A 22,575-nucleotide genomic window follows, 5' to 3' on the forward strand; every position below is an offset into this window, starting at 1 on the left:
GCAATACTTCTAACCTCTCAAGACCTTTTTCTATTTCGTAGAATTGTCTAAATCAGGGTATATGCTAAGAAATTACTGTTCATTGCTGACCCGATCCTGAATTTTTGGGACTCTTAATCCAAAACAAGACCAAAGCAACGGAACTAAAAATGCTAAGGATTATCCCCAGTGTGAAATATTGAGTCCATTGATAACGTAGCGCTACTGCATAGAAACCAGGCTCTACTGTGAATTTCATTGTTCCATCATCAGATACATCGATTGGATAAGGCTTTTGGTTTATATATAAATGCCAAGCCGGATAGTAATAGGTTCTTATTCGGACAGATGAGGTGTCTTCTGCTGTTACATTGAACATTCGGTTGTAGCTGTCCCACTGATTAAGCTGAATTGCAGCTTTGCCACTCATTACAGAGACGGGAGGTTGGTCAATTCTAGGTACTAAAGGAAGTTTGTTACTATTTTTTATGGACGGACGGTACTCTGGAACATCAATTAATTTATTCGTGTAAGGCTCGTAGAGTGCTATTTTGAGTCTTTCAAGATTTTCAACCTTCCCTCTACCCGGATTATGAAGGGCTGGTAAGGCACGAAATAGCTGATAACCAAATTTGAAATTAGCAATAATAACTATAGTAATAATTATTAATGGGAATATTTTTAAGCGTTGACGCAGTTGAAATTTTTGACTTAACGTTAGACCACATAAGGTTGCTTCTCCAAAGAAAAACAGCGCCCCTAGTCTCCTAGGAGTCTGAAGCATTTGTAGTATATTACTGGATTTCCAGATTGGCCAAGACCATTCACTCATTAAAAATACCAAAATAATCAGAAAAGCTAGCCAAAGCCAAGTCTCTTTAATAATTGCTGCATTCTTACGAAAGCCTTTTAAACAGATGAGCGTCGAAACAATGGTCAAAACAACCATTGCTAATAACTCCTGAATAAAAATATTAGATAATCCGCCATCCAAAAATTTAAATATACTTGCCTGAAATCTTCCCCCATCAATGCCTCTCATGTATTCAATGTTGACGAAACGTTGTTCTAGAATAGCTGGCAATAAGTAGAAAGATACCATTCCAAAACCAATGCCAGCAGAGGCAATTGTTGTTATCACAGCCTTCCAGGGTCGCTTAAGAAGAAAAAATAATGTATAAAATAGCCATGCTATTGTACAAAACAATAAGCTTGGCACATGAGTTAATGCTATTGTTGACCAAAAGATAGCCAGGGCAGCTCTCCATTTTGGTCGTACAAGCGCCTGGTCAGTCAAATACATTCCTAGGGGGATTAATGCCATTGCAAACAACGAAGCAAGTCCTCCCCCGTTAATCAGGTCTGCTATTGCAGGAATAGTCATGTAAGATAAACCCCCTATAAAAGCAGGAATTCGTCCCCATTTATTTCGACCATAGATATAAAAACTCAAACCTGCTCCAAACAGTCCCGATGAGAAAAGAGCAGTCATTGTCTGCTCAATATTTAATCCAATTAGTTTGAAGAATGAGCCTATGTAATAGACGAGAGGCGGGTAAAATACAAAAGTTGGGCTACCATAACCAAAGTTAGTACCAGCTAGCCAGCGGGGATACCATATCCCTTCAAAAATTTGTTTGGAGAAATGTTGAATCCAGGTGATGTGCCATAGAAGATCTCCATATCCATTCAGTCCATCGCGGATCATCCTTAAATTGATAACTACAGTGGCTACCAATAAAAGGACAATTAATCCTACCTCAGCTAAATAAGGGAAAAATTGAATCGGACGATTTGAGAGGATTGATTGTGACTCAGATGAATTGGAAGACATAGTAATAATTTTGGTAGTGGTAAACAGGTAGTGATATTCAATACTCAAAGCCTTGTGCGGTAGGGGGTGAAAGTGGATTCATCACTACTTCTATACCACTACCATAATTTTTACTTCAACAGAGCGATTCAGGGCGAAAAACCTATCTCAAGTGTTTTCTATTCCTTGAGGGAGCGATGAACCTTCTCATCCATTTGTTGTTGCTTGATGTTGAAACCATAAGCTTCACGCACCAAATAAAGCGGGCGTCCTTTGACTTCTTCGTAGACCCGACCAAGATACTCGCCAATGATCCCCAGTGTTATTAACTGGATGCCTCCCAGAAATAACACCGCCACCATGATGGAAGCATAACCCGGAAGATCGATCCCAAAAATTAGAGTGCGAAAGAATAAGAAGCTAGCGTAAATAAATGACACGAAAGATATCGTAACGCCCACGTAACTCCACACTTTTAAAGGAAGAAAACTAAAGGAAGTAATCCCATCAAGGGCAAAGTTCCACAGACGCCAATAGTTCCACGTTGTGGTTCCTTTATAGCGTAGGGGACGATCGAATAAAACAGAGGTTTGCTTAAAACCCACCCAAGCAAAGAGTCCTTTCATAAACCGGGTTCGTTCTGGCAGTAGCTTGATGGCTTCTACCACACGCCGATCGAGCAACCGAAAGTCCCCGGTATTGCGGGGGATGGGGACGCGACTCATCTTGCCAATTATCTGATAGAAAGCTTTGGCTGTAGAGTTTTTCAGCCAACCTTCATCACGCGATCGCCTAGTTGCATAAACGACATCATAGCCTTCGCGCCATTTGTCTACCAGTTCCTTAATTAACTCTGGCGGATCTTGCAAGTCGGCATCAATCGGGACTACGGCAGCACCCACAGCATAGTCGAGTCCGGCACTAAGGGCGACTTCTTTACCAAAGTTGCGGGACAAGTTGACGACTTTGATCGCTGGGTTACGATGATGATGCTCAATTAGACACTTCAGGGTATTGTCCTTACTGCCATCATTGACGCAAACAATCTCGTAGGTTGTATTCACGGTTTCCATCACCGATAGAAGTCGCTCAAACAAGTGGTCAATATTGTCCTCCTCGTTGTAAAGCGGCACTACCACAGAGAGTTCTACTGGGTCAATATCTAAGGACATAGAAAAACAAAGACAAGCTAATATATGTCAAGTTTCACCTAACTTGACTGCACTCTAACCTAAATTCTAATTTTGTCAATATTATGAGCCGAAGCTTCACAGTTCCTAAATCATCGCGGCGCTGGTTGTCGCTGGAGATGTTGCTCCTGGGCGCGATCGCGATCGCTGTTTTGTTAAGAATTATCTATCTAGGTAGCCGAGAATTTTGGTACGACGAAGTTTTATCCCTGATCCTCGCCAGCGGTCACGGCGTTGACTATCAAGCTCCGGGAGCGCAACCCGTCAACCTGCGGGACTACAGCGCTTTATTGATCCCACGAGCCGGTGATGTCGTAGGAACGATCAAAGATGTCTATAAAGGTATCTTGGGCGATGTCCATCCGCCGCTTTCTTATTTCAGCCTGTACTTCTGGCTACAGCTATTTGGCAATAGCGAAGCTGCCTTACGAGGTCTGGGCGCATTGCTGAGTGTAGGTGCAATTGGCGGCGCTTACGGATTAGGACGTTTTGTGATGGGACATCGCGGCGGACTGATTTTTGCCGCCTTACTCGGTACAAATCCTTTCTATTTATTCCACTCTTTAAATGCCCGGATGTATGGCCCGCTGATTTTATGGACGATTCTCAGCACCTGGGCAATGCTGCATCTGGTGGAGACAAAAGGAGCAACAGAGAGTGTCCGAGCCTCCGAGTGGGAAATTGAACCAGACGCCACGCCATCATCCCATCATCCCAGCAACCGCTCATCGATTCTCTGGAGTGCGATTCTGATTGTTTCAGTCGCTGCTGGACTGCTGACGCAGTATCTTTTTGTCTACTGGGTGATGACCCTAGGCATCTTTGTCCTCATCTTTGACCGGCGGCGGTGGTGGCAGCACGGATTGCGTTTGGGGGCGGGTGTATTGCTGTGGATGCCTTGGTTTGTTTGGGGAACTCGGAAGCAGGGGCGTCTGGGTGAAGTGGGCAATCAGTTTTCCAAGGGAAATCATTTCGCAGATGTTACCCAAACCTTGAGCAGTCACTTGTTACTGGGAGACTGGGTGGGAGATGTCGTCAAAACTCCCGCAGAAGCGACCCTCGCGATTGTGGCAGGGTGCCTGATAATTTTGTTACTAGCCGGGTGTACCTTTAGCCTCTGGCGGCAAGCAAAGCGTCGTACCTTATTCATGGCTTTGTCACTGGGAATTTTGCCCCTGTGCATTGCATTTGCAGTGGATATTCTCGCTGGCAAATACACGATTGGCTTTGGCGGTGGAAGGGCACTGATTTTTGTTTTGCCTGGATGCTTGCTATTAATTGCTTTATGGCTGGAACGGGCGGCGGGACGCTGGCGCGGAGTAGCGGTAGCAGGTTTGCTGCTGTTGTATCTGGGCATCAGCATCGGGGACTTCAGCACGAGAAACCGCTCGATGTTCCATCAGATAGCAGATTTGATTCAACAGGAACCTACAACGCCAACTTTAATCGTGATGAACTCCCGCGCTTGGGGTCACATTCTGCGTTTGGCTTATTATCTTCCTCCCACTGCCCCGGTTCAGCTATTAGCACAGCATCCTGCCGACCTTGCACCTGCTTTAGAAAAAGTTCTGACAAGCGGACAAGCAGCGCAATATCCTCGGATTCTCTGGTTAGAGAGCGCCCGTCCTGTGAATAAGGCTCCCAAAACGGAGGCTGAAAAACAGCAAATTCAGCAGGAAATCCAGCGAGTTTTGCAATCTCGTTACCAGTTGGCGCAAACGCAGCAGCTATCGGGAACCACGATTCTGGATGAGTTTGCGGTCAATCTTTACAAGAATCGGAATCTCTAATTTTTAGGCCATTGCCAGTTAAAACGATTCCATTCGTAAATGCCTTGAATCTCATACTCGCTGCCATTCTCAAACCGGATAATGCAGTTAGTATGAGAGACCCCGCTCTCTGTGGTCTCGTAAACCCCAACCACCGTGCAGGGAAACCATTCGCGACTACAGGGGCCGTTTTCTTGCACCCACTCCCACAGACCATTAGAAACCTCAATGCGATCGCCTACTTTCAGCTTTAACCCTTGCTTGCCCTCCCGCTCATAATACTCAGCCAGATGAACCGGCTGAATGCGATAGAGCCACCCAAAGCCATAGCGATCGCGTAAAAATTGCATCGCTCCCGAATCTTGATTATTTAACCAGTCATTGAGTAAGGTAATCTTCCAAGAGCGATTTTGTCTTTCTTGTTCCTTGACAAATTGCAGTAAAGCTTTGACTTGTTCTGCTGTCAGTTCCTCCAATGGATTCGCACCATCGGCATTTTCATCACCACTCGCCGGGTTCTCCCCTTGGGCACCCAGCAGTTCCTTGACAAGAACTTGCAGCAGAATTTGCTTCTGCATATCGCTGAGAGGATATACAGCCTCCTCACATAGACTAAATGCTGCTTGCAGTGCCGCTTCAATCTCAGATCGGGTCACAATCAATTCCTTACTTTGGAATGGATCGCCACACAGCAGAGCTATCTCGGTGATTCTGAGTGGGAATGCCCAGACTTAGAGCGCTCATTAAGGGCGATCCCCTATTATCGCAGAATTGTCAAGATATCCCGAAGCTCCTGTTTGACTAGATTCGCGCTAAGCTGAGGGGTGAAGTTCCCAAAAAACCTGAAGTCATGGTACGGTTTATGCGATTTCGAGCTGTGTCTATTTTTTTCATCTCTTGCCTTATCGGAGTTGTGAACTTGCTGTTTACTCCTCCGGCTTTGGCATTGACACAGATTAAACTGTCTGAACTTTCCTACCATGACTGCCCATCTGAGTTAGCAGATGGGGCGGTTATGAGTACCGGCGCTTCCAGAGCTGCGAGTTGCTACATTGTTACCGGCAAAGCTCAAAATGACTCTGATAAATATGTCTACAACGCCGATATTTTTGGTCGCATTTACGACGCAAATGGCGACTCGGTAATGCAAAACCGAACGCGCCTCGGTTCGATCGAAGAAGTGCCGCCTGGAGTCAGCGATTTTGAACTCAGGATCTCGGTTGCTGCAAATCAACCGACACCCTTGCAGCTCAAGCAATTCAAAGCCGCTGGATTTAACGGTACAGTCCGCCGTTAACAAGTCCGCACGCTAACAAATCCGCCGTTAACATCTGATTGCAAGGATTTTAGATTATATGATTCACTCCAAAATCCAAATCTAAAATCCTTTGACCCTAAAAACCCGGAGTGAATTGAATGCTGGAGAACAATCCAGCCAGAATTTGCAGCACAAAAATCGCTAAAATCGGGGAGATATCCAGACCACCCAACGGCGGAATAATCGAGCGAAAAAGGTTGAGGTAAGGGTCTGTAATTGGACTCAAGGTAGAAGCTATCTGGTTCATCCAATTGACTGTCGGAAACCAAGTTAAAAGAATCCGTACAATCAATATGAACATATACATGTTCAGAAAGGTGGAGATCGTATTGATCAGTAATTCAGCTGAAGAATTCATCGGTGTTGAAGGTTCCTTGTTAAAATTGGTGAACGCTTGAAACTTGAAGACAGTTTAACGGATTTACCGGATTGAAACTTAGGAATCTTGATTAAGCGATGTTCCTAGGGAACGACCCCTTTCAGAAATTCGTGCTGTATCTGAGGAAGAAAATCGCTCCCGCTCTAGTTCTGTACTTTTGCCATTTACAGTGCCTAGCTGAGTCCGGACTTCATCAATTGCTGCATTTAACTGAGCAATTTTATCCTCTAAGCCTCGCCGTGCAAATTCAATACTCTCTGAATCCTTTAGCTGACGCTTTTTCCCCTTGCTCAACTTCGCTTCTGACGAGCCAGGATTGAGCAGAGAGGCGTCAGGTGTGTCGTTAGTTTCGGACGCGCGTCCAGAAGCAACCAGCGCTCCGACAATTCCACCGACTAGACCGCCAACTATCGTTCCAGCCAGAAATCCACTGCCAAAACTATCGCGCTGACTCATCTTAAAATTACCGTTGTTTTTTTTCTTGTTGCAACTGTTTTCAGGTTAACTTTTTGCTGACCTCGATGCCTACCAGTCTAAGGAGTCATCTGTTCAGTTGTCAGTCGTCCTAAGTAAGAAATCTGAACACAGATTTCATCTTTGATTGCTCATCTTTTGGATCGTGCGTTGGATACCGCTTTGGATACCGCATCAGGTGCCAAACGTGCGATCGCCTGCATCTCCCAGCCCCGGTACAATATACCCGTGGCTGTTCAAACCCTCATCAATCATTGCCGTATAGACAACCAAGCCCGGATACGCGACAGAAAGCTGTTGCAGGGCGGGTGGCGCTGCTACAACCGAAATAATCCGCATTAAAGCTGGGTCAACGCCTCGCTGTGTCAGTTCTGCGATCGCCCTCATCATGGTTCCACCCGTCGCCAGCATCGGATCGCAAATTAAAACCCGCGTTTGAGGGTCAAGCCGTTCCGGCAATTTATTCAGATAACAGCTAACTTCCAGGGTTTTCTCATCCCGCACCAAACCGATATGGTAAATCGACGCCAAAGGCAGCAACGTCTGCGCCCCATCTAATAACCCCAATCCTGCCCGTAAAATCGGCACCACAACCAGTGGCACCTCTGGATTGATAAATGTAGCCGGACATTCAGCCAGGGGCGTCTGTACGGTTGTTTCTATCGTCGGCAACCATTCTCTAGTTGCCTCATAAGTCAGCCAGCGCCCCAGTTCCGTCATCGCGCTTTTAAACAGCACCGATGGCGTCGCAGCATCACGAGCAACAGCCAGCCAATGTTTAATCAGTGGATGGGGAGGAACATAGACACGCAGTTGGAGAGTCATAATTGCGATTTTGGCAGTCAGATGCCAGCTCAAAGACCTGACCTATCATAGAACCTCCTGGGATGTCTGGAAACCCAGATTGATTCTGGGTTCGGTTTCTTTGTCACCAAACCCCACGCCAAAAGCATTTGTGGGGTAACGAAAAGCCCACAATTCCAACTAACTTGGTTTTTTCTATTGAAAATAACTTGCAATAGTATTGACATATATTTTCAACAAGGCTATATTTATTTTCAGTGTTCTCCTCTCATTAAGGATCGGCAGGTGGGGCTGGTTAGCAGTAGCAAGCTAGTCCCCATTTTTTTTAAGAGGCAAGACACAAGCCCAATAAAAGCAGCCTTTAGCTCATGCAGTCGCTCATATGAGTCTGGTGAGATAAATTAGACACCAAAGGGCTTGAGTTATTGGTTGAGTTGTTGGCAGCGGGGCATTTTTGTGTTAATCCCTAATAGGGATTGAAATGAGTAAAATTTTCCCTTACTGCTGCCTCATGCCTTCAACTACCGTTAAATCTCCAACTGCACAAACGTTTGATGCCATCGTGATTGGCTCTGGAATTGGAGGGCTGGTGACAGCCACCCAACTGGCAGCGAAAGGCGCTCAAGTTCTCGTACTGGAAAGCTACTTAATTCCAGGTGGCAGTGCCGGATACTTTGAGCGGCAGGGATATCGGTTTGACGTAGGGGCGTCGATGATTTTTGGGTTTGGGACTCAGGGCACCACCAATCTGCTCACCCGCGCTCTAGATGCTGTGAATGTCAGTCTGGAAACCATCCCCGATTCCGTCCAGATTCACTACCATCTTCCCGCCGGTTTGGATCTAAAAGTTCATCGCAATTATGAGAAGTTTTTGCAAGAACTCACTGCCTACTTCCCCCACGAACGGGAAGGGATTCGACGCTTCTACGACGAATGCTGGAAAGTTTTCAACTGCCTGAATGCGATGGAATTGCTGTCGTTGGAAGAACCCCGGTATCTGACACGGGCATTTTTTCAGCATCCCTTAGCCTGTCTCGGCTTGGTAAAGTATTTGCCTCAAAATGCTGGTGATATTGCAAGGCGATACATCAAAGACCCGCAGCTACTGAAGTTTATCGACATGGAGTGCTACTGCTGGTCAGTTGTCCCCGCTGACCGGACACCGATGATTAATGCAGGGATGGTGTTCTCAGACCGGCACTACGGCGGCATTAACTATCCTAAAGGGGGTGTAGGACAAATCGCCCAAAAACTGGTGGAGGGACTGGAAAAAGCTGGGGGACAGATTCAGTACAAAGCCAAGGTGACGAAAATTATTACCCAAGAAGGTCGAGCGGTAGGCGTCGAGTTGGCAAATGGAAAAGTCTATGGAGCCAAGCGGATTATTTCCAATGCAACGCGCTGGGATACTTTCGAGAAGTTACTGCCAGCGGAAGAAATGCCAGCGGCTGAGAAGAAGTGGCAAAATCGTTATCAGAAATCGCCGGGTTTCTTAAGTTTGCACTTAGGCGTTAAGGCAGATGTGCTGCCGCTTGGTACTGATTGTCACCACATTTTGCTAGAAGATTGGCAGAAGATGGAAGCGGCGCAAGGCACGATCTTTTTGTCGATTCCTACGTTACTCGATCCGGATTTAGCACCAGAAGGTCATCATATTCTGCACGCCTTTACCCCTGATTGGATTGAAAATTGGCAGGGACTTTCTTCTAGCGAATATGAACAGAAAAAGGAAGAGGCAGCAGGACGAATCATTGAGCGGCTAGAGAAGATTTTCCCCGGTTTAGATGCAGGGTTAGATTATCTGGAAGTCGGGACGCCCCGCACGCATCGGCGCTTTTTAGGTCGTGCAGATGGTACGTATGGCCCAATTCCTAGAAACAAGTTATTAGGACTATTGGGAATGCCATTCAATCGAACTGCGATTTCGGGACTTTATTGTGTGGGAGACAGTACGTTTCCAGGGCAGGGTTTAAATGCGGTGGCATTTTCTGGTTTTGCTTGTGCCCATCGCGTGGCGGTAGATTTGGGGTTGTAAGGGTTTTATCGAACCCCAGACGACTCCCTAGGGAGCAGAGGAAAGAAAACAGCGGATTTCTGGCTGCTGATTGCACAAGTTACATTATTTGAAATGCCCGAATCATCACTTCGTTCAATTGTTGCATTTGCAGAATACCCAACTCTCCTAAGCGTCTGATGATTAATCTACGTTCAAGGGTAGCAATTCGAGTTACCCTAACTTTAGAAGAAACTAGCAATCCCGTGCAGGAAAATTCTGCGTCTGAAATATTGAGAGCAAATTCTTCAAGACTTAAGCTGGTGGCATTTTGAGAGGAAATGAAGCAAAGAGTCACTTCATCTATTGCAGAACTTGCCGTCAGCACTAACGCAGGACGTAATTTTGTTGTACTTAAGTCTGTAAAGGGAAAATTAACTAGGACAATATCTCCTTTTTTAAGTCTCACTAGATTGCTTCTCCATCCTCGAGGGTGTAAATATCAGGTTCATTGTGGAGAAAATCAAAAGCTCCTCCGCTTTGTACAAGGTGCGCTAATTCAAGGGTTGAAGGGTAGGGTATATTGCTAAATAGTTTTTCTTCAAGTAGAGATCGCTCATCCGGTGGCAGAGATAAAATAACTTGGACTAGGGATTCAACTAATTGGGTATTCATGGATTATTCTCCTGGTTTCTGTTGAGTTGCTTGTTTTATGATAGCGATCGCGCCTTTCTCGAACTACAGGAAAAAGAGGAAACAGAGCGATCGCATTCAGCGCCATTTGCCCTTAACACTTGCCTGCTCTATTAGATAAAATCTTGTTGACTGCCACAGCCGCTACCATAAAGCATGGGTTTACTGCGCCTGCTTGACGAATTAACACAATGACGACAGAGCCTAATCCTTCCCAGTCCAATTCACCGTCAAACGCTCAAGATAGTGGCAATGGTAACAGACCTGCTGTGAACAGCCCGTCGCAGATGCAATCGCTGACACCGTCCGGACGGAACCAATACGAGCAACATTTGGCTACCATGCCGCGATCGCTGGTGCTGTCCAAAAAGAATCCAGTTGTTCCGCAAGGAACGCCCATCGTCCTGATAGCGATCGCCTTAGTCATCCTAGGGTTAGCGATTAATAACTTCTGGATCGGGATATCAGGAGCGATCGTCGGGCTAGTCGTATCGCTGCGGATGCTATGGCTTGGTTTGGAACCCGTGCTGGATGAGATGCTACCGCCAAAACAGCGAGCTGTCATCGTCGCCATCGTCGGAACAATCTTATCGCTCATCAGCTTGCTCAAGTTTTCTGGTATCAACCAAAACATCGGCAAGTGGTTGAACCAGCAAAAATGGGATGAACTCGGTTCCCTGGCAGAATGGACAGGAGCTGTAGGGCAAATTTTCATTGCCGTCATCGCCGTATACGTGGCGTGGCGACAGTACATTATTTCCAGAGACTTGACCATTCAGCAAAACTCCCTGACCATTCAGCAAAACCTGATTACTCAGCAGCAGACGATCGATACTTATTTTCAGGGCATCTCCGACCTAGTATTAGATGAAGAAGGATTGCTCGAAGATTGGCCTCAAGAGCGGTTACTAGCCGAAGGGCGTACCGCCGCTATCTTGAGCAGTGTAGACGCCAGCGGGAAAGCCAAAATTCTGCGGTTCTTGTCCAGTTCTAAATTGCTAACTCCCCTAGAACGCGATCGCCGCCTAGGTCGAGCTATCTTTGACGGACTGGGAGGCTATGCAGAAGACCGCGTCAACGGCGTGCGCGTTATCGACTTAGGAGTCATGTTAGCGAAGGCAGATTTGTCTGGCACCGACTTGCGCCGCACAGACTTAAGCGAAGCCAATCTTGTTGGTGCTAACTTAAGCAATTGCGATTTAGTCAAGGCTAATTTCTCTCGCACCATCTTGTATGAAGCGAATCTTGCCGGTGCCGATTTCAAAGCCACCCGCTTGTTCTATGGTCCGGGGGAAACTGCGACCCCTCGCACTCATACTCAACCTCCCTACGCTAACTACAAAACAGGTGCTTATACGGGCGCTGTAGTAGAAAATGCCGACTTCACCGACGTTGAGGGACTCTCGGAAGAACTGCGCCAATATTGTTGTGCTTGGGGTGGCGAAAAAACCAGAGCCACAATTCCCGGTGGTTGCGAAGGCATTCCTAACAAATTGGAACGATAATTCGTAGCTGTTAGCGATTAGTCATTAAATAGAGGGACTTAATTATTTGCCGGATGAGTAGGGCGACTAAGCGTTACTCATCAAACCTTATCAATGTATGGTTTTGTCCCTCAATCCAAACGACAAAATGACAGGATTAAATTCAGTTATCCTACTTAGTCATCAGTCCTTTGCGATTGACGAAGAGCGAATAAGTAATGACACTTGACCAATGACAGCGATTCACTAAAAGTTATTGGCGAATCGTTAACAGCTAATTATGAACCCCAAATATTCCTTCATCATTCCCATCTATAACGAAGAGAAAAGCATCCCCGAACTTTATCGGCGGATGAGTGCGGTGATGGAGCGGCTAGATGCCCCAACGGAGCTAATTTTAGTCAACGATGGCAGTCGCGATCGCTCTTTGCAAATGCTGCGCGAATTGCATGAAAAAGATCCGCGAGTTTGCTATCTGAGCCTTGCCCGCAATTTCGGTCATCAGATTGCTGTCACCGCAGGTCTTAATTTTGTTCGGGGTGAAGCAATTGTTATCCTTGATGCCGACTTACAAGATCCCCCAGAATTAATTCCAGACATGGTGGAAAAATGGCAACAAGGCTATCAAGTCGTCTATGCTCAGCGCATCAAACGCCACAAAGAAGGCTGGTTCAAGCGCTTCACCGCCTATGTGTTTTATCGTCTTCTCAAGCGTCTGGCAAATGTAGACATCCCTACCGATACAGGCGATTTCTGTCTAATGGATCGACAAGTCGCAGATATCCTTAATTCGATGCCTGAGCGCAATCGTTATATCCGGGGACTGCGTTCTTGGGTCGGCTTTCCCCAAACCGCCGTCTACTTCGAGCGTCACCCCCGCTTTGCTGGCGAGGTGCAGTACACTTTCAGTAAATCTTTGTCCTTGGCAGTGAATGGATTAGTCTCCTTCTCAAAAGTACCGCTGCGGCTATCTACTTATGTCGGCTTATTCGCGGCAGCGATCGCTCTGGTGATGGCGATATTAGTTCTGTATTGGCGCATTTTTGTCCCGAATTCACCCCTTACTGGATTTACATTGATTCTGGTTGCAATTTTCTTCCTCGGTGCTGTGCAACTAGTTAGTATCGGTATTTTGGGGGAATATGTCGGGCGCATCTATGAAGAAGTCAAAGGCAGACCCCTGTACACTTTAGCGGAAGTCGCCGGTTTCAAAAATGTAGCGAGTCGCAAGTAGAAATTAGAAACTTTTTTAAAGCTAATAACATCAATATTTTCATAAAATCTGGCAGAGATCCGCTTCAAGTTGAGCTGGCGTTGCCAAGTGCCTTAACACAAAGTTAATTGACTACCCTAACAGCGCTTAAACTAAAACTGTCTGCCTAGTTTCTGCTGAACGACGGGCGGCATCGGCAACTTTGAGGGCGTATAAGCTAGCCTCTGGGGTAACATACAGCGGCGTGCCTTCAATCAAGTGGTCTAAAACCATGCTGGTGTCTTTGGCAAATAAACCCCGACGCCCTCCCACTTCAATCGGTGTTGTCTCGTTCTCTTTGATTAGCTTGCCTTCATCTCCATCGAAAATTAATCCCCCCTGTTCTCCGTGAACCTCAAAACTTCGGGATGGTTGCCAGAGATTTTCCCCTTTTCCATAAATCACCTCTGCAACCACGCCGCTAGTAAACTTTAGCTGGGCTGTGCAAAAACAGGATTGGTAGAACGCCCCCTCGCCCCAATACCGTGCTTGACAGCTAACGGTAGCAACAGTTCCAAACAAATCAGTTAGGCGATGGATGCGAGAGAGGGCACCGCACAGAGGAAAACCAAACAATTCTGGGTGATAAGTCCAGCGCTGGGGTGCTGGGTGCTGGGGATTGATGGTGCTGTAACGGGCGTAAAAGACTTCTCCAATTTCGGGTAAGGATTGCCGCAGTGCTTGATGCAAACCGCCCAGAATTTCTATATGCTCGATGTGCAGGAGTTGGTTGCGATCGCGTGCTAAGGCAATGAGTGCTTCTGCCTCGGCAACGTCTAAGCAGAGGGGATACTCGACAATGACGTGTTTGCCTGCTGCAAGTGCGGCACGCGCGATCGCTCCATGCTGCTGGTTCACCGTGCAGATGACGATCAAATCGATATCCTCGCGCCCCACTAAATCTTCCCAAGATGAAACGGCTTGGCAAGAGTAGGTTTGACTAAATTCCTTTATGCTGTCTGGGGTATGTCCGGCAACGGCTACTAGCTGGGTTCTATCTTGGGATTGAAATGTTTGCGCCCGGAGTTTAGCTGCATATCCAGTTCCCACCAGCCCGACACCGATTGGGAGCTTGCCAGACCACGCAGGATGAGACACTGATGTTGGCATTTTAAAAATGTGTTGTTGCTAACAGTAAAAAATCATCCGGTGATTAATCTCTAAATTTTTCAGTTCATCTGTCTGAATTTAAAGATTAATTGTTGTTATTAATTCTTTCTATAATTACAGCTAATATATTTACCCCGGAGAAGGTATCTCGATGTTCTCGAGGAATTGTCAGCTAAACATCGTATCACTGGTCTACCATTCCATTGATAAGTATAAGTAATTAGGATTGAATCTTAAAAGTTTATTACGAATACCATTCACACCATCTATTGATCTCGTGTTGAAGGCTCTGGTTTTTCCCGTAGTATCTAAAGAGGAAGTGAACCTAGTAAGCAAACCTTTACCTGAGCTTAGTCTAGCGAGGAAGGTCGCTCTACTCTGAATTACTACTGCCATTTCGACTACTTGAGAGGAACGCTACATGGCTTATAAAGTAAGGTTAATTAACGAAGCCGAAGGGCTGGACACCACGATTGAAGTTGAAGGCGACGTCTATATTCTTGACGCCGCAGAAGATCAAGGTCTCGATCTGCCCTACTCCTGTCGCGCTGGTGCTTGTTCAACCTGCGCTGGCAAAGTGACTGAGGGTGATATCGATCAATCTGACCAGTCTTTCCTGGATGACGATCAGATTGAAGCTGGCTATGTCCTGACTTGCGTGGCTTATCCCAAGTCGGATTGCACCATCATGACCCACCAAGAAGAAGAACTCTATTAAGAAAACCAGTCAGTGGTTGGTTGTCAGCGATCGCAGACAAGAAAAAACAACGTACAACGGATATCAGTAAAAGACGCGCTATTATTGGCGTCTTTTCAAACCAGCAACTGACTTGTATGGGCGGGTTGATCGATAGGATGGACTATTTACAGATATCTGGATTAAACCCGCCGCCAAATAACTGACAACTTCTAAGCTTTTTAGCAGGGACACTCTTCCAGTGTCCCTGCTTGATTGTTTTCAGGAGTTGGGCAACGCTTTTGTATTTTGATCCGGGCCGAAGGTAATGGACTGGTTAAGAGGCTGAATTTGGGCACCAGGATAGTAGAAGTTGAGAATCTGCTGACTTGACCAACCCGCTTTCGCTAAATTGAATGCGCCGGTTTGACTCATGCCTACGCCATGCCCCAATCCGCCCCCAGTAAAGGCATAACCTTTTAGGGTTTTGTCTGCGCCATAGATAGGTTGTAGGTAGAAAAGGGTGCTGCGGGGTGGTCGAAAGGCACTGCGGATATCATCTTTGAGAATTTCAACCACGCCAGTGTCGGTTTGCACTGCCAGTCGGATAATCCGTCCGGAGGGCGATCGCTCTGCTACCCGCAATTGCTTAATTGCTTTAAAGGGAGTATGGGGAGTCTTTGTCCGCTTGAGATAAAGCTGCAAATCTTGGGTAATCTGAGCGATACTGCTGGCTTTACTCCAGCGAAACCAATTGCCGCCAGTTTCGTGAAATCCTTGTTTCAGGCTGATAAACCGCTGGAAATTTTGTTCTTGAGCCAAAGACAACTGCGGGTTCCAAATTGTCCCAGATGAATCTACCACGGCTTGGAGATACGGGCGATCTGGGCCATTCCAGACATCATTAAAGGGCGCACTGATGCCACCGCTGGTACTGGAATAAAGGGCATCCACCAGTTCATTCTGGTAAGTTAGCACTTGACCTTTCGTCGCCGCGATCGCTTTGTCTGTCGTCGGTACAGTGCCGGTGAGACCCTTGTAAACTTGGCAGTGGGTGTCTGCACACAGTTCGTACCCATCCACTGTAAACCGCCGTAAGTTCCGCAGTGCATAAGTCCGAGCAATGATTGCCTGCGCTTCCGCCGCCGCATAGGGGGCACCGCCATCCAGTTCGTGCGGTACGACGCCCCGCAGATAAATTTCTAAGGGTACTTGATTGACCAGGGTGTAAGTGCCGTAAGCGTTGGGTTGCAGCCGCAACGAGCCAGCGTAGAGAACGCTATTTTTCGAGTTTTTGCCTTTTGTCACCTGGATCGGGTTTTTGCCAGGGATAATCTCTATCTGGTCGCGATCGTACCGAAAACCATTCACCACGAGAGACGCTTTGGGCACTTTCTGCACCACTTCCGTCTCCAAATACGCAGCGCGATCGCCTTGAGCTTGAAGGTTCTGCAACAGCCAGCGGCGCACTAAAGGCGTTTTATAAACATCGCGTTTTGCCCACACCTGCCAGCGTTCCGGCTGCGCTACCTCAACCTCAATTCCCTTGGCTTGCCACGCTTTGGCACTGTCTTCCGCCATCTCAAAACTCCGATAAATGCCCAGGACAAGCCGTTCCTCTAAAGCAGGTGCTGGTAGAGGTTGCATGGTCACTTCTAGCTTGGCACTGGTGGTTTGCAGGGTTTGTTGGCGATCGCCTGTATTAAAGCGCAACATCAAGCGATCGCCCGATGTTGCCTGCAACGTCATTTGGTCGGGTTCCTCACCAAATCGCTGCACAACCCCCACTTTCAGTTCCACATCATTGCTACTGGGTGCCGGTCCAGACGCCGCTGTGAGTCCTATCAGCCCAAACACCGTCAAAATGGTGCGGGACCAGTGACCTAAACGTTTTCCCATCCCAGCCGGACGAGTGAATTTCCGACTTTGCGATTTGGTTTTTACCAAATTCTGCCTCAAGGTACATCCCTTTTTTTGCATGGACTATCTGAGGATAGAAGATTTTTCTTCAAAGCTGACTCTATATTTTGTCTCAACCTACGCAGCTAGTTGTTCCATCTATTGTGATAGACGCCAGGACGAATAGATCGGGGATGAACGACAATCTTCAGCTTAATTTAAAGTATCCAGTTGTCAAGTCGAAGTCATTCCGAGTATGATTTAGGAAGAAACAACAGATGGAGACAGCTACTCGTCCTATGGTAAGGGTGCAAGAAATACCCCTGCAAAAGATTCATCGTCCTCTGCCGCGACAAACTGACCAAGCCAAAGTAGCGGCTTTGATGGAATCCATTCAAGAAATCGGTCAGCAAGAACCCATCGACGTGCTGGAAGTAGATGGAGAATACTATGGTTTTTCCGGCTGTCATCGATTTGAAGCTTGTCAGCGCTTAGGTCAAGAAACAATTTCTTGCCGGATTCGCCGCGCACCGCGCTCTGTTCTGAGAATGCATTTAGCTTGAGTATTCAAAAACAAGCTTTCCAGCTCAAAATTCAGCCTGTACTGCGAATTAGTATCCTCGATCGCAGTTTATCTTGTCCTAAGCGTGCAAAGATAATCTACAAAAGTCTGTGCTTTTCTATACACTTCCATCTAAAAGGATCAAGGCATATGAGTAGTATCAATCATCATCAACGTCTCTACCCGACTAGCATTGACATCGCCGCAGAAACTCGCTCTAAGGTAATCGAGCTTCTGAACCAAACCGTAGCAACCACCCTTGACCTAAAAACTCAGGTAAAGCAGGCGCACTGGAATGTTAAAGGGATGGACTTCTACCAGTTACACCAACTTTTTGATGAGGTTGCTACTGAGTTGGAAGAATTCACCGATCTGTTTGCCGAAAGAGTCACCGCTCTAGGAGGGATGGCGATGGGAACGGCTCGGATGGCGGTAGCTGCCTCTATTTTGCCAGAGTATCCGATCGATATCATCGACGGCAAAGACCACATTATCGCTTTGGCGGAACGCTTTGCACCTTATGCCAAGTCGCTGCGCCAAAATATTGATGCTTCAGCCGATTTAGGCGATGCTGATACCGCAGACCTTTACACAGAAGTGTCTCGCGCGATCGATAAGCGGTTGTGGTTCTTAGAAGCGCATCTGCAAACTGGAACCCTAACCTCTGTTGGCACAAGACAAGCAGTTGCCAGTAAACATTAATTACTGACAGTAGGGGCGCACAGCGAGTTGTGTGCCCCTAGGAGCTTTCAATAATTAAAACGCACCTGCGGGGTGAACTGAAAAAGCAAACGTGGTAAACGAACCAGATTCTGTACAGCAATTTGCCCGCCAGTTGCAGCAACTCATGCAACTGGCGGGGATTTCTAGTTATAAAGCTTTGAGTCGGCAAGCTGGAGTTTCGGAACGACAAGTCAAGCGACTGCGACTAGGACAAGTTTCGCAGATGCGAGTAGAAACCCTGATCAAGCTCTCCCAAGCGTTGAAAGTGTCAGTAAGCGAGTTACTGACCGCCTTTGGGGATAGGAAACCGCCAGCGCTGGGAGAGCAGATAAATCGGGAGCCTGAGTTGGCGTCTTTACAGCAAGAGTATCAGCGGCTGCGATCGCTCTTAGAACAGCAGCGAGAAACTTTAATGCAGGAATTCCAGATGTCGAGTCTGCAAGTTTTAGAATCTTTTTTGTTGTATTGGCCTACCGCAGCCGCCAGAGCTTTAGAGAATCCCCAGATGGAAGCGGTGAAATTGCTGCCATTAGTCCGACCTGTGCAACAGATGCTTTCTCAATGGGGAGTGGAAGCGATCTCATCTGTCGGTGCAGAACTCCCTTACGATCCGCAGTTCCATCAACTCATTAAAGGAACTGCTCAACCTGGAGAAATTGTGAAAGTCAGTAATCTCGGCTACCGCCAAGGAGAGAAACTGCTGCACCGCGTCAAAGTCAGTGCTATCTCCAAAGCTTGAGCCTACCCATCTGACTACGTTCAAACCCACGCAATATCAAGCGCTCGACTAATCTCCCCTTTGGCTGATGAATCCCCTGTATAGATTTGTTGCACTAGTAACAGTGATTATCGCTGGAGAACATAACAATTATGCGTCCTTTAAACATAGGTTTAACAGAAGAGCAGCGTCAAGGCGTGACGGATTTATTAAATAAAGATCTGTCGGATGCCTACCTGCTATTGATCAAAACCAAAAAGTACCACTGGGATGTAGTTGGTCCTCAGTTCCGTTCCCTGCACCAGCTATGGGAAGAACACTACACCGCGTTGACGGAAAGCATTGATGCGATCGCTGAGCGAGTTCGCGCCTTGGGTGGTTATCCCGTAGGAACTGCGGAAGGCTTCCTGAAGTACGCTTCTATTAAAGAAGATCCGGGTACTCTTCCCAACGCATTTCACATGGTAGAAAACCTCGTGTCAGATCACGAACTGGTTATCCGCAACCTGCGCGAACACATCGATCAGTGCGGTGATAACTTCCACGATCAAGGTACCGCTGATTTCCTCACCGGCTTGATGGAACAACATGAGCAAATGGCTTGGATGTTGCGTTCCTTCATCGAAGGTGAATCCATTCAGCCAGACGGCAGACTCTCAGCAGAAGGTTTGAAAGTTCCCGTCAACATGAAGTAATTCATTCGGCAAAGTAGACACTGAGGAGGTAGATTAAGTTCTACCTCCTCAAGTTTTTTTATGCAGCCAGAACTGAGTCCTACTGAAGCAATTAAATTAGCTAAACAAGTAGCTAATTTGCTACCATCACCACCACGAATTTATCAGAATCAAAATGGGTGTGTTCAAGAATGGCCTAATTCCCCTGGTTCGGAAAATATTTTAACTTTACAGTATGTAGGCGGTGTTTGCATTCCAACTGAGTGCTACCCTAAGATAACGCTGCTCACTATTACCTTTGAAGGCGAAGCTGCTAAACAACAAAACGATTCGGTCACTCTAGTTCAAAAATTAAAGAATAGAATCTTTTCCCAAAAAAGCAATTCCTCCGTTCACTTACCTGTGGGAGGGGAAAACATAATATTTGTTTGTAAGTGGGACAGCCCGTATAAAAGAGGGGAACTTAAACACAGTTGGTGGTTTCATGTTGCTACAGACCACCAAGTTAAGTTTATTCTTGAGTCAGGAGATAATTTAATTTCCTACGATGATGGGCCGCCGCGTTGCTGAAGTAAACAATAAAATTAGTAGGACTTTCGCAGCTAGTTGATGCTCATCAAGAAAGAAAAGCACAATCTATTATTGTGCTTTGCTAATAGCAATCCTATTTGAGTGATGAGATGCCAGCAATGTCAGATACCCTAATTCTCTCTCGAAGCCGGGGATCTTGCCTTTAGAAATCCTTTAGGACTGCTATAACACGAGCTTTCTTTCTTGCCTTGTTTAGCCTACACGCAGCAGTTACACCATTGCTGCTACTAAATATTCAAGTAATTGTTAAGTAGGAGAGAAAGGCTGTAACCAGCGGAGAATTTCTCTTTTCAACAAATTCAGCTCTTTGTATAAAATTTCTTGCTTCACCCATTGACCAACAGCATCAAACGGTGTGAAGTCCTTTCCCGCTTGCCAATTGACATCTTGACCAAGCGGTGTAATATGACTTCCTGGTAACATTTGCATTGCTACCATCCCCGAAAATCGCTTTTGCAAAACCTCAGTTAAGCCAGTTGATTGGTCAAGCGTATCGTTAGAAAATTTAATCAGTAAATTTCGCGGAATACTGTATTTATCAGCGATCAACTTGTTAGTTTCTACCGGCGAAGGTGTAAACTCGACATTAAAAGCTGGGCTGAAATTAAACTGCTGCACAAATGGGATGGCTTCGCTGGCGGTGTAGTTATTAAAGGAAATCAGGATATTACCCGCACGTTCCACTGAAAAAAGACTACCAATGAGTAAATGCAGTTTGCAACCCATGCTGTGCCCAAGTCCGTAGATTGGGAGATATCGCCGCCGCAATAACGCTTTTGCCCGTAATTGTTCGATGGCGCTATCGAAGCTCAGGAGGACGTTGCCTGCGATCGCGCTATGATCCAGCGTATTCACAAACGGCGTCGCAATCACCGCATACCCTTGATTCCCCAGTTGTTCTAATAACCAGCGATAAGTGACGTGGGGTGCAGCCGCCACAAATGCGCCCCCAAGAAAATGCACAATTCCTACAGGATGTTGGGGAATTAACACCCAATTACCGGATATTTCTTTCCAGTCCATGAAGCGATATTCGCGTTGTTAATACTTCTTCATCTTAAAGCTTGCTTGCCGGAGGTGGGGAGCGATAAGCCTAACGGCTTTACTTCGCTAACGCGCTGACAAAAAGAGAATGCGATCGCCTTTGCTTACCCAGCGCTTTTTGCGAAGGCTCAAAGTATATTCGTTCTCTTCCTTACCGCTCTACTAACCGCGACTACCCTGAGTGCGGCGGAAATCCCACGGCATCATCGGTTGAGCTTGATTCCAAAAACCCAGACGTTGCTTTTTAGCTGCTGCCTGTGCTTGCAGATATTGGTTTTTGGTAGCAGGGCAATTGTTTAAATGTTGCGGGTAGACAACGGCTTGACCTTCTTTCACCATTTGAAGGTTTACCGACTGATTGCCTCGGTAAACTTCCGCCACAGTTCGCCCCGACTTGTCTGTATTCACCACCCTTAGCCGCACGCTCTGACCAGGGACTAGAAGCTGCTTGAGGCGATTAGCCGATCGATCGCCCCACGGTTTCTGCTCTCTTTCAGGCGCATCAATACAAGCTAGCCGAATTCTGAACTGTTTGCTGCCTTGGCTTACCGTTACATCATCTCCATCTCTAGCACTTACTACTTGAAATGAGGCGTTTTGGGCTAAGCTATTGCCGCTCAAAGAGGCAAAGACAATCGTTAACACAGCAGCAGGCAGGATTTTTGCAAACATTGATAGATTCATGGCAGTTGTTGTGAACGCCTTGTAAAAGACGTAATTTCTAAGTTTCCGATATGCGATCCGAAGGCTGCGCGGTAGCGCAATCGCTCTTTTGTCTACGGCTGACACAATCGTGCGATCAGCCTAACGGCTTCGCTTCGCTAAGGCGCTCAACCAGAGGAAATGCGTGAAACGTTCGCGTAGCGTTCTCGTTCCTCGAAGGGGTTCCCGAAGGGTAGAGTAGCTATCCCGTAGGGAGTCGCGCTTTACTTCTATAAAGCATCACTCGTCAATCGTTGGAGGCTCGCGCTTTAATAAATCAGAGGGAGGGCGATCGTTACTCCATGCCCACCAGACACTACCGCACTGGCACTGATAAAACTCCTGCCATTTTCGGCGATAATCTTCTGTCATTACGGGCGATCGCCGGTTGAGCCAAACCTGTTGCGCTTCCCTGGAGGAAGCCCGACAGTTAGGACAGCAAAACTCGCGGGCGTGAGTAGCAGATTCGATCCATTTGGGAGGAACTGAGTCAAAAGCTTCCATGTATTGAATTTGCGGGTAGTTAACTGCCCAAGAGCAGCATTCTTCAAGCTGGGACTGCTCTAGCTAAGTTGTTTCCTTGTGTTTAGGAATTCTTAAGTTTGAATAAGATACAGGCTTCTGTGCTTATTTTAAAGCTGTAGTAGTACTGAAGCGCCTCATTTTCAGGTATTGTCTTGGGTGTCCCGTGTCATCCTTCTCCAGGCGGGGATAAAGCCGAAAAACGC

General features: G+C 46.8%; 24 protein-coding genes. 11 read left to right on the forward strand and 13 right to left on the reverse strand.

What is annotated here, in order from left to right; translation table 11 throughout:
- Positions 1-79 precede the first annotated feature (79 nt).
- A complete protein-coding gene (locus tag NC994_RS22935) occupies positions 80-1,813 on the reverse strand; it encodes a 6-pyruvoyl-tetrahydropterin synthase-related protein (RefSeq protein WP_190431660.1) in 1,734 nt (577 codons plus the stop codon).
- A 158-nt stretch (positions 1,814-1,971) separates the two neighbouring features.
- A complete protein-coding gene (locus NC994_RS22940) occupies positions 1,972-2,964 on the reverse strand; it encodes a glycosyltransferase family 2 protein (protein ID WP_190431662.1) in 993 nt (330 codons plus the stop codon).
- Between the two features lie 83 nt (positions 2,965-3,047).
- On the opposite strand from NC994_RS22940, the gene NC994_RS22945 reads away from it, so the two are divergent.
- Positions 3,048-4,772, forward strand: a complete 1,725-nt coding sequence (locus tag NC994_RS22945; protein WP_190431664.1) for a glycosyltransferase family 39 protein — start codon at positions 3,048-3,050, stop codon at positions 4,770-4,772.
- Here NC994_RS22945 and NC994_RS22950 read toward each other — a convergent pair.
- Positions 4,769-5,407 (reverse strand): hypothetical protein, encoded by a 639-nt coding sequence (locus NC994_RS22950; protein WP_190410468.1) that lies wholly within the window; start codon positions 5,405-5,407, stop codon positions 4,769-4,771. The two genes, NC994_RS22945 and NC994_RS22950, sit on opposite strands and share 4 nt — an antisense overlap.
- Before the next feature lie 206 nt (positions 5,408-5,613).
- On the opposite strand from NC994_RS22950, the gene NC994_RS22955 reads away from it, so the two are divergent.
- The gene (locus tag NC994_RS22955) at positions 5,614-6,048 is read left to right on the forward strand and encodes a hypothetical protein (protein ID WP_190410892.1); all 435 of its coding nucleotides are present in this window, start codon (positions 5,614-5,616) and stop codon (positions 6,046-6,048) included.
- Between the two features lie 97 nt (positions 6,049-6,145).
- Here the strand turns inward: NC994_RS22955 and NC994_RS22960 are convergent, their stop codons facing one another.
- The 3 genes from NC994_RS22960 to upp form a co-directional block, all read right to left on the reverse strand.
- Positions 6,146-6,427 carry a YggT family protein gene (locus tag NC994_RS22960; RefSeq protein ID WP_190410467.1) on the reverse strand — a complete coding sequence of 94 codons (282 nt, stop codon included), beginning with the start codon at positions 6,425-6,427 and terminating at the stop codon, positions 6,146-6,148.
- 78 nt (positions 6,428-6,505) lie between these two features.
- On the reverse strand, positions 6,506-6,904 hold the full coding sequence (locus tag NC994_RS22965; protein WP_190431666.1) for a hypothetical protein: 399 nt from the start codon (positions 6,902-6,904) through the stop codon (positions 6,506-6,508).
- A 192-nt stretch (positions 6,905-7,096) separates the two neighbouring features.
- Positions 7,097-7,747 carry a uracil phosphoribosyltransferase gene (gene upp / locus NC994_RS22970; protein WP_190431668.1) on the reverse strand — a complete coding sequence of 217 codons (651 nt, stop codon included), beginning with the start codon at positions 7,745-7,747 and terminating at the stop codon, positions 7,097-7,099.
- 490 nt (positions 7,748-8,237) lie between these two features.
- Between upp and crtH the strand changes: the two genes are divergently transcribed.
- Positions 8,238-9,761 carry a carotenoid isomerase gene (gene crtH / locus NC994_RS22975; RefSeq protein ID WP_190431670.1) on the forward strand — a complete coding sequence of 508 codons (1,524 nt, stop codon included), beginning with the start codon at positions 8,238-8,240 and terminating at the stop codon, positions 9,759-9,761.
- A gap of 79 nt (positions 9,762-9,840) precedes the next feature.
- Here crtH and NC994_RS22980 read toward each other — a convergent pair whose 3' ends face one another.
- Positions 9,841-10,188, reverse strand: coding sequence for a type II toxin-antitoxin system PemK/MazF family toxin (locus NC994_RS22980; RefSeq protein WP_190431672.1), 348 nt, complete (start codon positions 10,186-10,188; stop codon positions 9,841-9,843).
- Complete coding sequence (locus tag NC994_RS22985; RefSeq protein ID WP_190410464.1) at positions 10,188-10,394, reverse strand: hypothetical protein; 207 nt, start codon at positions 10,392-10,394, stop codon at positions 10,188-10,190. The genes NC994_RS22980 and NC994_RS22985 overlap by 1 nt, the downstream gene beginning before the upstream one ends.
- A 209-nt stretch (positions 10,395-10,603) precedes the next feature.
- Here NC994_RS22985 and NC994_RS22990 point away from each other — a divergent pair, with 209 nt between their 5' ends.
- Positions 10,604-11,917 (forward strand): pentapeptide repeat-containing protein, encoded by a 1,314-nt coding sequence (locus NC994_RS22990; protein ID WP_190410463.1) that lies wholly within the window; start codon positions 10,604-10,606, stop codon positions 11,915-11,917.
- A 259-nt stretch (positions 11,918-12,176) separates the two neighbouring features.
- Entirely contained in the window at positions 12,177-13,130 is a 954-nt protein-coding gene (locus NC994_RS22995) for a glycosyltransferase family 2 protein (protein ID WP_190431674.1), read from the forward strand.
- Positions 13,131-13,256: 126 nt separating this feature from the next.
- On the opposite strand, the gene NC994_RS23000 is transcribed toward NC994_RS22995, so the two are convergent.
- Complete coding sequence (locus NC994_RS23000) at positions 13,257-14,246, reverse strand: Gfo/Idh/MocA family oxidoreductase (RefSeq protein WP_348225625.1); 990 nt, start codon at positions 14,244-14,246, stop codon at positions 13,257-13,259.
- Between the two features lie 433 nt (positions 14,247-14,679).
- Here NC994_RS23000 and NC994_RS23005 point away from each other — a divergent pair, with 433 nt between their 5' ends.
- Positions 14,680-14,976 carry a ferredoxin gene (locus NC994_RS23005; protein ID WP_190410460.1) on the forward strand — a complete coding sequence of 99 codons (297 nt, stop codon included), beginning with the start codon at positions 14,680-14,682 and terminating at the stop codon, positions 14,974-14,976.
- Positions 14,977-15,216: 240 nt separating this feature from the next.
- Here NC994_RS23005 and NC994_RS23010 read toward each other — a convergent pair whose 3' ends face one another.
- Positions 15,217-16,833 carry a SpoIID/LytB domain-containing protein gene (locus NC994_RS23010; protein WP_242030491.1) on the reverse strand — a complete coding sequence of 539 codons (1,617 nt, stop codon included), beginning with the start codon at positions 16,831-16,833 and terminating at the stop codon, positions 15,217-15,219.
- Positions 16,834-17,132: 299 nt separating this feature from the next.
- On the opposite strand from NC994_RS23010, the gene NC994_RS23015 reads away from it, so the two are divergent.
- The 5 genes from NC994_RS23015 to NC994_RS23035 all read left to right on the forward strand — a co-directional run bounded on the left by NC994_RS23015 (position 17,133) and on the right by NC994_RS23035 (position 20,080).
- The gene (locus tag NC994_RS23015; RefSeq protein ID WP_190410890.1) at positions 17,133-17,396 is read left to right on the forward strand and encodes a sulfiredoxin; all 264 of its coding nucleotides are present in this window, start codon (positions 17,133-17,135) and stop codon (positions 17,394-17,396) included.
- A 149-nt stretch (positions 17,397-17,545) separates the two neighbouring features.
- Entirely contained in the window at positions 17,546-18,097 is a 552-nt protein-coding gene (dps, locus tag NC994_RS23020) for a DNA starvation/stationary phase protection protein Dps (RefSeq protein WP_190410458.1), read from the forward strand.
- Positions 18,098-18,188: 91 nt separating this feature from the next.
- Positions 18,189-18,857 carry a nucleotide exchange factor GrpE gene (gene grpE / locus NC994_RS23025; RefSeq protein WP_347276924.1) on the forward strand — a complete coding sequence of 223 codons (669 nt, stop codon included), beginning with the start codon at positions 18,189-18,191 and terminating at the stop codon, positions 18,855-18,857.
- A gap of 131 nt (positions 18,858-18,988) precedes the next feature.
- Positions 18,989-19,531, forward strand: coding sequence for a Dps family protein (locus NC994_RS23030; RefSeq protein ID WP_190410457.1), 543 nt, complete (start codon positions 18,989-18,991; stop codon positions 19,529-19,531).
- Between the two features lie 60 nt (positions 19,532-19,591).
- Complete coding sequence (locus tag NC994_RS23035) at positions 19,592-20,080, forward strand: hypothetical protein (protein ID WP_190431681.1); 489 nt, start codon at positions 19,592-19,594, stop codon at positions 20,078-20,080.
- A gap of 267 nt (positions 20,081-20,347) precedes the next feature.
- On the opposite strand, the gene NC994_RS23040 is transcribed toward NC994_RS23035, so the two are convergent.
- From NC994_RS23040 to NC994_RS23050, 3 genes are all read right to left on the reverse strand, one after another.
- On the reverse strand, positions 20,348-21,124 hold the full coding sequence (locus NC994_RS23040; RefSeq protein ID WP_190428694.1) for a DUF1350 family protein: 777 nt from the start codon (positions 21,122-21,124) through the stop codon (positions 20,348-20,350).
- A gap of 183 nt (positions 21,125-21,307) precedes the next feature.
- The gene (locus NC994_RS23045; protein ID WP_206753509.1) at positions 21,308-21,829 is read right to left on the reverse strand and encodes a thermonuclease family protein; all 522 of its coding nucleotides are present in this window, start codon (positions 21,827-21,829) and stop codon (positions 21,308-21,310) included.
- A gap of 258 nt (positions 21,830-22,087) precedes the next feature.
- Positions 22,088-22,351: a hypothetical protein gene (locus NC994_RS23050; RefSeq protein ID WP_190431685.1), complete on the reverse strand. Its 264-nt coding sequence runs from the start codon at positions 22,349-22,351 to the stop codon at positions 22,088-22,090.
- Between the last annotated feature and the right edge of the window lie 224 nt (positions 22,352-22,575).

It is taken from the genome of Trichocoleus sp. AS-A1, from assembly GCF_039962015.1.
Classification (GTDB): domain Bacteria; phylum Cyanobacteriota; class Cyanobacteriia; order Cyanobacteriales; family FACHB-T130; genus FACHB-T130.

Bases quoted from the DNA above. Each gene is read 5' to 3' on its own strand.
- NC994_RS22935 (WP_190431660.1), bottom strand. From the start codon at position 1,813: ATGTCTTCCAATTCATCTGAGTCACAATCAATCCTCTCAAATCGTCCG.
- NC994_RS22940 (WP_190431662.1), bottom strand. From the start codon at position 2,964: ATGTCCTTAGATATTGACCCAGTAGAACTCTCTGTGGTAGTGCCGCTT.
- NC994_RS22945 (WP_190431664.1), top strand. From the start codon at position 3,048: ATGAGCCGAAGCTTCACAGTTCCTAAATCATCGCGGCGCTGGTTGTCG.
- NC994_RS22955 (WP_190410892.1), top strand. From the start codon at position 5,614: ATGCGATTTCGAGCTGTGTCTATTTTTTTCATCTCTTGCCTTATCGGA.
- NC994_RS22960 (WP_190410467.1), bottom strand. From the start codon at position 6,427: ATGAATTCTTCAGCTGAATTACTGATCAATACGATCTCCACCTTTCTG.
- NC994_RS22965 (WP_190431666.1), bottom strand. From the start codon at position 6,904: ATGAGTCAGCGCGATAGTTTTGGCAGTGGATTTCTGGCTGGAACGATA.
- upp (WP_190431668.1), bottom strand. From the start codon at position 7,747: ATGACTCTCCAACTGCGTGTCTATGTTCCTCCCCATCCACTGATTAAA.
- crtH (WP_190431670.1), top strand. From the start codon at position 8,238: ATGCCTTCAACTACCGTTAAATCTCCAACTGCACAAACGTTTGATGCC.
- NC994_RS22985 (WP_190410464.1), bottom strand. From the start codon at position 10,394: ATGAATACCCAATTAGTTGAATCCCTAGTCCAAGTTATTTTATCTCTG.
- NC994_RS22990 (WP_190410463.1), top strand. From the start codon at position 10,604: ATGACGACAGAGCCTAATCCTTCCCAGTCCAATTCACCGTCAAACGCT.
- NC994_RS22995 (WP_190431674.1), top strand. From the start codon at position 12,177: ATGAACCCCAAATATTCCTTCATCATTCCCATCTATAACGAAGAGAAA.
- NC994_RS23005 (WP_190410460.1), top strand. From the start codon at position 14,680: ATGGCTTATAAAGTAAGGTTAATTAACGAAGCCGAAGGGCTGGACACC.
- NC994_RS23010 (WP_242030491.1), bottom strand. From the start codon at position 16,833: ATGGGAAAACGTTTAGGTCACTGGTCCCGCACCATTTTGACGGTGTTT.
- NC994_RS23015 (WP_190410890.1), top strand. From the start codon at position 17,133: ATGGTAAGGGTGCAAGAAATACCCCTGCAAAAGATTCATCGTCCTCTG.
- dps (WP_190410458.1), top strand. From the start codon at position 17,546: ATGAGTAGTATCAATCATCATCAACGTCTCTACCCGACTAGCATTGAC.
- NC994_RS23030 (WP_190410457.1), top strand. From the start codon at position 18,989: ATGCGTCCTTTAAACATAGGTTTAACAGAAGAGCAGCGTCAAGGCGTG.
- NC994_RS23035 (WP_190431681.1), top strand. From the start codon at position 19,592: ATGCAGCCAGAACTGAGTCCTACTGAAGCAATTAAATTAGCTAAACAA.
- NC994_RS23040 (WP_190428694.1), bottom strand. From the start codon at position 21,124: ATGGACTGGAAAGAAATATCCGGTAATTGGGTGTTAATTCCCCAACAT.
- NC994_RS23045 (WP_206753509.1), bottom strand. From the start codon at position 21,829: ATGAATCTATCAATGTTTGCAAAAATCCTGCCTGCTGCTGTGTTAACG.
- NC994_RS23050 (WP_190431685.1), bottom strand. From the start codon at position 22,351: ATGGAAGCTTTTGACTCAGTTCCTCCCAAATGGATCGAATCTGCTACT.